8 protein-coding genes are annotated in these 11,660 nt (G+C 66.0%); 4 read left to right on the top strand and 4 right to left on the bottom strand.

All coding sequences use genetic code 11. The features are described from left to right. Positions 1 to 182: 182 nt before the first annotated feature. The 3 genes from AB7535_RS16040 to AB7535_RS16030 all read left to right on the top strand — a co-directional run bounded on the left by AB7535_RS16040 (position 183) and on the right by AB7535_RS16030 (position 5,415). Positions 183 to 473, top strand: coding sequence for an FAD assembly factor SdhE (locus tag AB7535_RS16040; protein ID WP_028147879.1), 291 nt, complete (start codon positions 183 to 185; stop codon positions 471 to 473). Then, positions 470 to 3,988, top strand: coding sequence for a transcription-repair coupling factor (gene mfd / locus AB7535_RS16035; protein WP_135213675.1), 3,519 nt, complete (start codon positions 470 to 472; stop codon positions 3,986 to 3,988). Before AB7535_RS16040 ends, mfd begins: the two co-directional genes overlap by 4 nt. Before the next feature lie 296 nt (positions 3,989 to 4,284). Beyond that, positions 4,285 to 5,415, top strand: a complete 1,131-nt coding sequence (locus tag AB7535_RS16030) for an acyl-CoA desaturase (RefSeq protein WP_167767924.1) — start codon at positions 4,285 to 4,287, stop codon at positions 5,413 to 5,415. 55 nt (positions 5,416 to 5,470) lie between these two features. Here the strand turns inward: AB7535_RS16030 and AB7535_RS16025 are convergent, their stop codons facing one another. The 3 genes from AB7535_RS16025 to AB7535_RS16015 all read right to left on the bottom strand — a co-directional run bounded on the left by AB7535_RS16025 (position 5,471) and on the right by AB7535_RS16015 (position 10,133). Further along, positions 5,471 to 6,694 (bottom strand): GGDEF domain-containing protein, encoded by a 1,224-nt coding sequence (locus AB7535_RS16025; protein WP_135213674.1) that lies wholly within the window; start codon positions 6,692 to 6,694, stop codon positions 5,471 to 5,473. An 84-nt stretch (positions 6,695 to 6,778) separates the two neighbouring features. Then, positions 6,779 to 8,281 (bottom strand): class I adenylate-forming enzyme family protein, encoded by a 1,503-nt coding sequence (locus tag AB7535_RS16020; protein WP_135213673.1) that lies wholly within the window; start codon positions 8,279 to 8,281, stop codon positions 6,779 to 6,781. Between the two features lie 4 nt (positions 8,282 to 8,285). Continuing rightward, complete coding sequence (locus AB7535_RS16015; protein WP_167767899.1) at positions 8,286 to 10,133, bottom strand: extracellular solute-binding protein; 1,848 nt, start codon at positions 10,131 to 10,133, stop codon at positions 8,286 to 8,288. A gap of 272 nt (positions 10,134 to 10,405) precedes the next feature. Between AB7535_RS16015 and AB7535_RS16010 the strand changes: the two genes are divergently transcribed. Beyond that, positions 10,406 to 11,230, top strand: a complete 825-nt coding sequence (locus tag AB7535_RS16010) for an invasion associated locus B family protein (RefSeq protein ID WP_135213671.1) — start codon at positions 10,406 to 10,408, stop codon at positions 11,228 to 11,230. 97 nt (positions 11,231 to 11,327) lie between these two features. Here the strand turns inward: AB7535_RS16010 and hspQ are convergent, their stop codons facing one another. Beyond that, positions 11,328 to 11,660 carry a heat shock protein HspQ gene (hspQ, locus tag AB7535_RS16005; protein ID WP_014495177.1) on the bottom strand — a complete coding sequence of 111 codons (333 nt, stop codon included), beginning with the start codon at positions 11,658 to 11,660 and terminating at the stop codon, positions 11,328 to 11,330.

The raw sequence follows: 11,660 nt of genomic DNA, 5'->3' as shown, positions 1-11,660 counted from the left end.
GCGAATCTAGGATCGTTTCGGCCCGTCATGCCCGGCTTTATGCCGGGCATCCACGGCTTTTTTCGCGGCGCCCGCGCGGGCAGCGGGCCATGCCAAATCGAGGGCTGACAGGGGCGGTCCGAGTGGCTATATCACCCCGGCCCGGCACGTCCGGGCTTTCTGCGTTTGACTGGATCTGAGACATGACGGGAACGACACGATCGAGCAACGGGCTGGACGATCGCCGCAAGCGGCTTCTGTTCCGCTGCTGGCACCGCGGCACGCGCGAGATGGACCTGATCCTGGGCCGCTTCGCGGATGCCGAGATCGGCAATCTGTCCGATGACGAGCTGACCGAGCTCGAGACCCTGCTCGAGGAGTCCGATCCCGATCTCTATGCCGCCATCACCGGTGACAAGGTGCTGCCAGCTGATGTCACCGGCGCGCTGTTTGCCCGCATCAAGGCGTTCCCGATTACGGACGGCGATTTATGAAACAGGGGATGAAGTCGCCGGCCGAGCTGCTCACGCCCGGCCGCGCGCTGACGCTTGCCAATGTTGCCGAGGGCGCCGAGGGCCTCGTCATCTCCGATCTGGCCCGCGCCATCGCGGCGCGGCCGAAGAAACCGGCCGTCAGCCTCGCCGTGGTCTGCCGCGACGGTGGGCGAATGCAGCAGCTCGAGCGCGCGCTGCAATTCTTCGCGCCCGATTTGCCGGTGCTGACCTTTCCGGCCTGGGACTGCCAGCCCTATGACCGCGTCTCGCCGCATGGCGGCATCCTGGCGCAGCGCCTGACCACACTGGCGCGGCTTGCGCCGCTGACCGGCAGCGACAAGCCTCTGATCGTGCTGACCACGGTGAACGCAATCGTGCAGCGCGTGCCTGCGCGCGAACTCGTTGCCGCGCAGGCGCTGTCGGTCGCGCCCGGCAATGTGGTGCCGATGGACACCATCGTCGCCTGGCTCGAGCACAACGGCTACAACCGCTCCTCGACCGTGCGCGAGCCCGGCGAATATGCCGTGCGCGGCGGTATCCTGGACCTGTTTCCGGCCGGCCTCGACCAGCCGGTCCGCTTCGACTTCTTCGGCGACAGCCTGGAATCGATCCGCTCCTTCGACGCCGAGACCCAGCGCACGATGCTCGACATGCGCTCGCTCGACCTCGTGCCGATCTCGGAATTCCAGCTCGTCACCGACACCATCCGTCGCTTCCGCATGGGCTATGTCGCCGAGTTCGGCGCGCCCGAGCGCGACGACGCGCTGTACGAGGCCGTCAGCGAGGGCCGCCGCCATCCCGGCATGGAGCACTGGCTGCCGCTGTTCCAGGACCGGATGGACACGCTGTTCGACTATCTGCAAGGCGCAGCCATCGCGATCGAGCCGCAGGCCGAGGACGCGGTTCGTGAGCGCTTCAAGCAGATCCAGGATTACTACGAAGCCCGCCGCGATGCGATGGAGCATCCCGGCGGCGGTGCCATCTACAAGCCGCTGCCGCCTGACAGGCTCTATCTCACCGACGAGGAATGGACCAGGCGCGAAAGCGAGATGTCGCTGGTGCGGCTGACGCAGTTTTCGGTTCCGGCCGATGGTGCGACGATCGTCGATGCCGGCGCGCGCAAGGGCCGCGACTTCGCACCCGAACGCAACGACGCCACCGTCAACGTGTTCGAGTCCGTCGTCAGCCACGTGATGGCGCTGCATGCCCAGCGCAAGAAGGTCGTGATCGCTCTCTGGAGCGAGGGATCGCGCGACCGCATGACCTCGATGCTGCGCGACCACAAGCTGACCCATACCACCAGCGTCAACGCCTGGCGGACGGTGCAGGCGACCCCGCGCAACGAGACCATGCTCGCCGTGCTCGGCCTGGAGGCAGGGTTCGAGACCGACGAGATCGCGCTGATCAGCGAGCAGGACATCCTTGGCGACCGCCTGGTGCGGCCCCGCAAGGCGAGCCGCAAGCTCGACAATTTCATCTCGGAGGTGACGAGCCTCACCGCCGGCGACATCGTCGTCCATGCCGACCACGGCATCGGCCGCTTCATCGGCTTGCAAACCCTCGACGTCGCCGGCGCGCCGCATGACTGTCTTGAGCTGCATTACGCCGCCGACGCAAAACTGTTTCTGCCGGTCGAGAACATCGAGCTGCTGTCGCGCTACGGCTCCGACCAGACCGCGGTCGAGCTGGATCGTCTGGGCGGCAGCGGCTGGCAGACCCGCAAGGCCAAGCTCAAGAACCGTATCCGCGAGATCGCCGGCGAGCTGATCAAGATCGCCGCCGCGCGCCATTTGCACGAGGCGCCAAAGCTGCCGGTGCAGCCGGGACTTTACGACGAGTTCTGCGCGCGCTTCCCCTATGACGAGACCGAGGACCAGTTAGGGGCCATCGAATCCACGCTGAAGGACCTTGAGCTCGGCCGTCCGATGGACCGGCTGATCTGCGGCGACGTCGGCTTCGGCAAGACCGAGGTGGCCTTGCGCGCGGCCTTTGCCGTCGCGCTCGAAGGCAAGCAGGTCGCGGTCGTGGTGCCGACCACGCTGCTCGCCCGCCAGCACCACAAGACCTTCACCGACCGCTTCAAGGGCTTTCCAGTGAATGTGGCGCAGGCCTCGCGCCTGGTTCCGACCAAAGAGCTGAACCTGGTCAAGAAGGGCATTGCCGACGGCTCGGTCGACATCGTCGTCGGCACCCACGCGCTGCTCGGCAAGGCGATCAAGTTCCGCGATCTCGGCCTCGTCATCGTCGACGAGGAGCAGCATTTTGGTGTCACCCACAAGGAGCGGCTGAAGGCACTTCGGTCCGAGGTGCACGTGCTGACGCTGTCGGCGACGCCGATCCCGCGCACGCTGCAACTGGCGTTGACCGGCGTCCGCGAGCTCTCGATCATCGCATCGCCACCGGTCGACCGCCTCGCGGTGCGTACCTTCGTCGCCCCGCATGATCCGCTGATGATCCGCGAGGCGCTGCTGCGCGAGCGTTATCGCGGCGGCCAGGCGTTCTACGTGGTGCCGCGCATCGACGACCTCGCCGAGGTCAAGGACTTCCTCGACAAGAACGTGCCGGAGATGAAGGTCGCGGTCGCGCACGGCCAGATGCCGCCCGCGGTGATCGAAGACATCATGACCGCCTTCTACGACGGCAAGTTCGACATCCTGCTGTCGACCACCATCGTGGAATCCGGCCTCGACATTCCCAACGCCAACACCCTGATCGTGCACCGTGCCGACATGTTCGGCCTGGCGCAGCTGTATCAGCTCCGCGGCCGCGTCGGCCGCTCCAAGCTGCGAGCCTATGCGCTGTTCACGCTGCCGGCGCAGCAGAAGATCACCGCGCAGGCCGAGCGCCGGCTCACCGTGTTGCAATCGCTGGAGACGCTGGGCGCGGGCTTCCAGCTCGCCTCGCACGACCTCGACATCCGCGGCGCCGGCAACCTGCTCGGCGAGGAGCAGTCCGGCCACATCAAGGAAGTCGGCTTCGAGCTCTACCAGTCGATGCTGGAGGAGGCGATCGTCAACCTCAAGGCCGGCGTGTCCGAGCCCGCCGCCGACCGCTGGTCGCCCTCGATCACCATCGGCATGCCCGTGCTCATTCCGGAAGACTATGTCGGCGACCTCTCGGTGCGGCTGTCGCTGTACCGGCGGCTGGCCGATCTCGACACCGAGGAGGAGATCGAGAACTTTGGCGCCGAGATGCGCGACCGTTTCGGCGTGCTGCCCGACGAGGTGCGCTATCTGTTCAAGGTCGCCGCGATCAAGGCGTTCTGCCGCACGGCCAATGTCGGGAAGATCGACGCCGGTCCGAAGGGCGCCGTCATCGCCTTCCGCGATAATTCGTTTGCCCATCCCGACCGCCTGGTGTCGTTCATCCGCAGCTATGGCCAGGCCGCCAAGGTGCGGCCGGACATGAAGGTGGTGTTCCTGCAGGACTGGGAGACGCCGGAAGAGCGGCTCGCCGGCACCACGGAGATCATGCGCCAGCTTGCACAGCTCGCGCAGAGCAAGAAGGCGGCGTAATTGTTCCGAGCGCCACCGGAGCGGTACTTGGATACAAGACAGCGGCATATGGCCACTTGCGGAATGATCGAACGACAGCCATGTTCGATTCGTCGAGTTTGGCCGACGATTTGGCCTCGCCGCTGATAGCGTGCCCGACTGATGACCTGATTCGTGTGACCCGCGACTGGTTTACCGGCCGCGGGTTTTTTGTACCGCAAAGCGGGGCTGCCCCGCCCATTGAAACTTCTGAGGTCGCGAGCGTGTCTATCAATATCGATTCAGGCCAGGAACACGGTGACGAACACGACGACGTCATGTATCCGCAGGTCCTGCCGTTCATATTGGTCCACGCGGGATGCGTCGCGGCGATCTGGTCGGGCGTCTCGTGGCAAGCCGTTACCATTTGCGCGGTTCTGTACTGGCTGCGCATGTTTGCGATCACCGCCGGCTATCACCGGTATTTCTCGCATCGGGCTTACGCGACCAGCCGGGTGTTTCAGTTCATCCTGGCCTTCCTGGCCCAGAGCAGCGCTCAGAAAAGCGTCCTCTGGTGGGCTGCCAAACATCGCCATCATCATCTTCACTCGGATACGGCGCAGGATGTGCATTCGCCCCGGCACAAGGGCTTCCTCTACAGTCATCTCGGCTGGATCTTCTACCGGCAGCACGATGCAACCGACCTGGTGAAAGTATCGGATCTGGCGTCGTATCCCGAGTTGATGTGGCTGCACAAACTGGAGCTTCTGCCGGCGTTCGTGCTCGCGGGCCTCTGCTTCCTCATTGCGGGGTGGTCAGGGCTCGTGGTCGGCTTCCTCTGGAGCACGGTGCTCGTGTATCACGGCACGTTCTGCATCAACTCCCTCGCACATGTTCACGGCCGCAGGCGGTATGTGACCGGCGACGATTCCCGCAACAACTGGCTGCTCGCTCTCGTCACGATGGGTGAGGGGTGGCACAACAATCACCACGCCTATCAGGCCAGTGCTCGACAGGGCTTCCACTGGTACGAGATTGATCTCACCTATTATATCCTGGTGGCTTTGTCCTGGCTCGGGATTGTCCGGGATCTGAAGATGCCGCCCAAGCAGGTCCTGCGCAATGAGCATCGGTTGGGATCACGCGCGATCAAGCAAGCGGCCGAGCAGCTCGCCGCTCGCTTCAATCCTGAACACATCGCACAGGCGATCAAGACGTCGATCCATGAGACCGAATTGTCGGTCCGGGACGCGATCATTCTGTTGCAGCAGCGTGCCGATTTGCGTCTGTCCAGCATGCCGACTCGCGACCAGTTGCTGGCTGAAGCGCAGCGCATGTTCGCAAAGACGATGTCGCTGGACGACATCGTCGACCGGGCCCACGAGCTCCTGAACGAGACTGTCGGCTTTCTCCTGGCCACTCCCGCTCTGGCGGCCGCACCGAAATCGAACGCGAATAGCGGCGTTTAGCGCCACGTTCCCCGGACAAGGGGCGCGCACGAGATCAGGGATTGCTGACGCGCGACTACGACGCCGCGCGCGACGCGTCGGCTGAGAGACGCCCGAGCAGTGACCGCGCCGTATCCGACGGCGACAGCGAGTCCACGCTGACGACGGGATCGCTGCGCATCTCGTGCTTGCCGTTGGAGGTGTGCCGCATCACCGCCGACAGGCGGCGGGCGATCATGTGGGCGGTGCGGAAGTCGGTCTCCGCGAACACGACGACGACGGAACCGTCTTTCTGCGCCACGCCAAAATCCATCTGCCGCATCAGGCGGCTCAGGATCCGCGCGGCGTCGAGCTGGGCGCGGGAATTGCCGGGCTCGAAGGCGAAGCGCGCCACGGAGAGGCCGCCGCCGCGGGCAAGAGCCTGCTCGACCGCCTTGGCGAAATCGCGGGCAAAAGCTTCCACCGTGAGCAGGCCGCTGCGCGGGTCGAGCCAGCCGCCGGCATCGATCGAACGCAGCGTGCGGCTCAGTTGCGCTTCCATCGCGTGCTGGCGGATCAGCGGCAGCGCGTTGGCGGCGACCTTCGCCGGCTCGCCCGGGATCAGCTCGAGATTGGGCAGGTCGTAAGTCTGCGCGAGCTGGTGCGCGGTGACAACCACGGGCAGGCTGCGGAATCGGGTGTCTTCGGCGAGCACCGTGAGGAAGGCGTCGGTGACGCGCGCGGTAAAACCTTCGGCGAGTACGACGCCATCGATGTCGCGGGTGTTGAGATGCTTGGCAGCGGCCTCGATCGAGAGCGCGCCGACGACCCCGACGCGTTCGCCGAGTGCGACGGAGAGCGCAGGATAGGCTGTGCCGCGGCCGATCAGGAGCACCGTCGCATCGCGTGCCGGATCCCCCTCCGGCAACCCGACTTTCGCGTCCGGCAGCCGGCGCAGAACCGTCGCATGGAGAGTCCGTACGCGCAGCGCGGCGCGGAGCCGCGCGACGAGGCGGTCGGAATTGCCGCCGCGCGAGGAGAAGGGCAGGGCGTTCTGCGGCAGCGTGCCCGCAGCATCGAGCGCCACGAACGGCAGGTAGGGCGATTGGTCCGCGATCTTCCTGGCGAGCGTCGCCAGATGGGGCTCGTGCCCGGCATGCATCGCGGCGAGAACCGCGGCCGGCTGCACCTGCTCGACCGCGCGCGCCGCGCTGGCCCAGTCGGCGTCGACGACGGGAAACAGACGGGCCTCGTCCAGGGCCGCAATGAAAGGCGGCCGCTGGGCGTTGGACACAAACAGGATCGGGCCCGCCTGGGACATCGCAAACTCTGATCACGCAACAGATGCTGCGCAATCTAGTCCGGTTGCCTTAATGCAGCGTCAATGGACGGGTCGAAACTACGCTTAAACCGGCCCGGAGCGGTCGCGAAAAGCCTCGACCATCAGGGGGTTAAGCCCGAGTTCATTGAGCGCTTCGCGGGCGCGGGCATTGTCTTGCGCCCGTCCTGCGAGCCGGTGACCCGAGAGCCGGTCGGGCAGTGCGGTGAGCAGGGCGCCCTGGCCGAGCCGGCGCGCCCATTCCTGGAGGTCGTTGGACAGGAAGCGGTAGCCGCCGACGGCCATGATGCCGGAGGGCGGTGCGGTGATGCAGATCGCGCCGCTCGGACGGTCGAGCCGCGCGGCATAGCCGGTGTCGACATAATCGCGCGGCGGCTGCGCCGTCAGCGTGTCGCCGACCGGCTGCGGCGGCGCGTAGGCCGCGATCGGCACCATCGCTCCGCGCAGGCCGAGCGTGCCCCTGGGCGTCAGCAGGATCTCGCCGGCGATGGAGGAACCGGACTGCTCGCGCGGGGCGCCGTGCGGTCCGGGCATCACCGCAACAGGCATGCCGTCCTCGCCGCGGCGGGCGCCGAACAGCCCGGCCTCGCCGAACAGATAGACGTCGGTCAGCGGTGCATGCGGCGCGATCCAGGCATCGCTCGCCGCCACCTGTTCGGGGGCGCGCCAGAGGCCGATGACGTTGCGCAAGCTCGGCATCCGCGCCGCGAGATCGGCATCGCCGAGCCGCAGCGCGAGCTGCGCGGGGGCGATCAGCACCTCGCATTCGTGCTCGTTGATTTGCCGTTCCAGCACGTCGTTCTCGAAGGGATGATGCAGCGCCAGCGTGCCGCCGCAGAGCAGCCACACCGCGAGCGAGGAGGCGAGGCCTGCGAACGACATCGGCGTAAACGCCGCCATCACGGTCGCGCCCTGCTTGATGTCGGCTTCCAGCGACATCGCGAGCCCGCCGGCGATCAGGCTGAAATGCGGCCGCGGCACCGGGCGAAAGCCTTCCGCGGTGACGTCGAAGGAGATCATCGCCGCCTTGCGGCCGTCCTGGATCACGGCGCGCGTGGTGCCGGGCGGGCGGGCCAGCACGTCGTCGAGCGAAGCCATGCCCTCGGGCAGGTCGGCGCCGAAACCGCAGACGTAGCGGATCGAGAAGGCCTCCGCGGCGGCGTGCATCGCGAGGTCGGAATAGCTGACGCCGTCGACCTTGCTCATGGTGACGATGGCGCGCGCCGCGGTGCGGTTCAGCGCGGCGGTCAGTTCCGCATGGCGCCAGAGCAGCGGCAGCACGGCGACGACGAGCCCGGCGCGATGCGCGGCGAGCACTGTCAGCACGAACTCGACCGTAGCAGGCAGCTGGATCGCGATGACGGAATTGGCCGGCAGGCCCGATTCGACGAAATGCGCCGACAGGGCCTCGATGGCGGTGTCGGCCTCGGCGTAGGTCATGCGCCGCGGCTGGTGGCCGGTCACGCGGGCCTTGTTGAGGGGATCGAGCAAAGCGGGCGCGTGCGGTTGCCGCATCAGCGTGCGCTGAAACAGCGTGTCGAGCGTCGGCGATACGGCTGGCTGATTCACGGCGTCACTTCGCTTGCGGCTGCCCCTTCGACCACCAGGTCTCCGGCAGGTAGCCGGACAGCGCGGTGGCCTTTGGCCGTTCTATCCGATTCCAGCGCGCGATCCATTGCTCGGATACGTTAAACAGGGGGATTGTATAGAAACCGGAGATCAGGGCGCGGTCGAGCGCCCGCACCGCCGAGACGAAGGCCGTGTGATCACGGGCCTCGAGGAGAGCGTCGATCATGGCATCGACGGCGGGATCTTTGGCGCCCATGTAGTTGCGGGTGCCCGGATTGTCGGCGGCCGCGCTCCCCCAATAGAAATACTGCTCGTTGCCGGGCGACAGCGACTGGTCCCAGCGGTTCTGGATCATGTCGAACTCGTAGCCGAGCCGGCGCTGGTCGAACTGCACGGGATCGACCGCGCGAACGCTCGGCTCGATGCCGGCGCGCTTGAGGTCGCGCTGGAACGCGAGCGCGATGCGCTCCTGGTCGCGGGTCGTCACCAGCATCTCGAAGGTGAAGGGGGCTTTTGTCGCGCGGTTGCGCAGCACGGTGCCGTCGAGATCGTAGCCGGCGTCCGACAGGAGCTTGAGTGCCGCGCGCAGCGTCGTCCGGTCGCGCCCCGAGCCGTCGGTGACGGGCAGGCGGTAGCTGCCGTCCATGACGTCGGGCGGGATCTGCGCGGCGAAGGGCTTCAGCAGCTCGCGTTCGCGCGCATCCGCAGGCCGGCCATAGGCCGACAGGTCGGAGCCGGCGAAATAGCCGGCAACGCGCGAATAGAGTCCGAAGAAGTAGTTGCGGTTGACCAGCTCGAAATCGAACAGCAGCGTCAGTGCCCGGCGCACGCGGATGTCGGCAAAGATCGGACGGCGCGTGTTGAACACCAGGAATTCGGAAGTCTGCGGCACGCCGGGCTTGATGGTGTCGCGGATCACTTCGCCGCTTTTGGCGGCTGGAAAGTCGTAACCGTCGTGCCAGCGCAGCGGCTCATGCTCGACGCGGAAATCATAGAGGCCGCGCTTGAAGGCTTCGAACTGGCCATTGGCCTCGCGAAAATAGTCGAGCCTGATCTCATCGAAATTGTAGAGCCCGCGATTGATGGGCAGGTCGCGGCCCCAATAGTCGGGATTACGGGTCAAGGTCACGCTGGCGCCGGGCTTCACCGCCGTGATCCGATACGGGCCCGAGCCGATCGGGCTGGTCAGCGTCGTCTCCTCGAAGGTCGCGACATCCACGGCATGCTTCGGCAGGATCGGCATCAGGCCGAGGATCAGCGGCAATTCCCGGTCGTTGGCGCCAGCCAGGTCGAAGTGGACGGTGAGAGGGTCAGGCGCCTCGGCCTTGGCGACCTTAGAGTAATATTGCCGATGGTTGGGGCGGCCGTGATCGCGCAGCAGCTGCCAGGAGAACAGCACATCCTCCGCCAGGACCGGCTTGCCGTCGGAGAAGCGGGCGCGGGGATCGAGTCGGAACGTGACAAAGCTCCGCGCGTCATCGGTCTCGACCGATCTGGCGAGCAGGCCGTAGAGCGTGAACGCCTCGTCATTGCCGCGTGCGAGCAGGCTCTCGACCACATAGTTCCGCACCGGCTGCACGGCCAATCCCTTGACGATGAAGGGATTGAGGCTGTCGAAGGTGCCGAGAATGCCCCAGGTCAGCCGGCCGCCCTTGGGGGCATCAGGGTTGGCGTAGGGCATGTGGGTGAAATCGGCCGGCATCGCCGGCTTGCCGTGCATCGCGATGGCATGGGCTTCCTCAGCCCCTGCGCCGCTTGCGGAGAGCACGGAGGCCACGACGAAGGCGAGAAGACAGAGGCGGGTGCCAAGGCCCTCAGGAAGGCCCTCGAGAAGGCGCTGGAACATGGACATCGGCACACGTTGATTCGAGGACCTGCGGGCCTGAATCCTATCACAAGGAATTTCACGGATCGCAGGCCAGGGAGCGGTTCAAGGCGTGGCCAAAGACGCTTGTCGGCATTGATCTTTTCGTCGGCCACGTTAAGAAGGCACGCAATCGCGCAAGAGCGTCGAGCCCGTCACTTATCCGCCTCAATTGACGGGGAGAGAGCCGCGCCCAACGCGGCCAGGTTCGTCGCTTTGGAGCGGTTCGGGCACTTCCCGTTCAGAAAGGGTTTTCCGCAATGAATTTCCGTTACTTGGCCGCGTCCGTCCGGCCGCGCGGGCGACTTCTCGCCTTGTTGACGGCGACGGCATTGGCCGTTCCGTTTGCCGCTGAGGCCCAGACCCCGGCGCCGGCCCCCGGTGCCCCCGCCGCGCCCAAGGCGGCCCCGAAAGCTGCTCCAAAGGCTGCCCCCAAGGCTCCGGCGCCGGCTGCCCAGGCTCCCGCCCAGCCGGCTCCCGCGCAGGGCGCTCCGGCGCAGCAGGGCGCCGCGGCCCAGCCGGCCGATCAGCAGATCCAGCTGATCTACGCCCCCTGGACCAAGTTCTGCCTCAAGGGCCAGGACGCCAACGCCAAGCAGGTCTGCTTCACCGGCAAGGACGGCCGTATCGAGTCGGGCCAGCCGGTCATCGCGGCCGTGATCATCGAGCCGGAAGGCGAGCCCAAGAAGATCCTGCGCGTGACGCTGCCGCTCGGCATGCAGCTCGTGCACGGCACCCGCATCATCGTGGACAACAATGCGCCGTTGCAGAGCCCCTACGTGATCTGCTTCCAGAATGGCTGCATGTCCGACTACGAGGCCACGCCCGAGCTCATCGGCAACATGAAGAAGGGCCAGAACCTCGTTGTCCAGGCGATTAATGCGAACGGTGCGCCCTTGACGCTGCCGCTGCCGCTCGCCGGCGAATTCCAGAAGGCCTATGACGGTCCGCCGACCGATCCGAAGGTGTTCGAGGAAACCCAGAAGAAGCTTCAGGAAGAGCTTCAGAAGAAGGCCGACGAGCAGCGCAAGAAGCTCGAGCAGAACGGTGGCGCGCCCGGCGCGGCTCCGGCCGGTCAGAAGTAAGCGGGCTAAAATCCCGGACATGAAAAAGGCGCTCGGTTCGAGCGCCTTTTTTGCTGGCCGCTTGATGGCGGCAAAACTCACTTCAAGCGCGGTCGGCTCAGTTCAGCGACGGATTGCGCGGGCGATAGCCGCCGGTCTTGTCCTTGATGAAGATCTCGGCGACCTGGGAATGGCGGATCGGCTCGCCGGAATCGTCAGGCACCAGATTCTGCTCGGAGACATAGGCGACGTATTCCGACTCCGCGTTCTCCGCGAGCAGGTGGTAGAACGGCTGGTCCTTGTGAGGCCGCACCTCTTCGGGAATCGACAGCCACCACTCCTCGGTGTTGTTGAATTCCGGATCGATGTCGAAGATCACCCCCCGGAACGAGAAGATCCGGTGGCGAACGACCTGTCCGATCTGGAATTTGGCGGTCCTCGCTTTAATCAT

The organism is Bradyrhizobium sp. 956_D2_N1_4, assembly GCF_052076025.1.
Classification (GTDB): Bacteria; Pseudomonadota; Alphaproteobacteria; order Rhizobiales; family Xanthobacteraceae; genus Bradyrhizobium; species Bradyrhizobium barranii.
The sequence above is the reverse complement of the archived record's forward strand: the minus strand, read 5'-3'. Positions and strand labels throughout refer to the sequence as shown.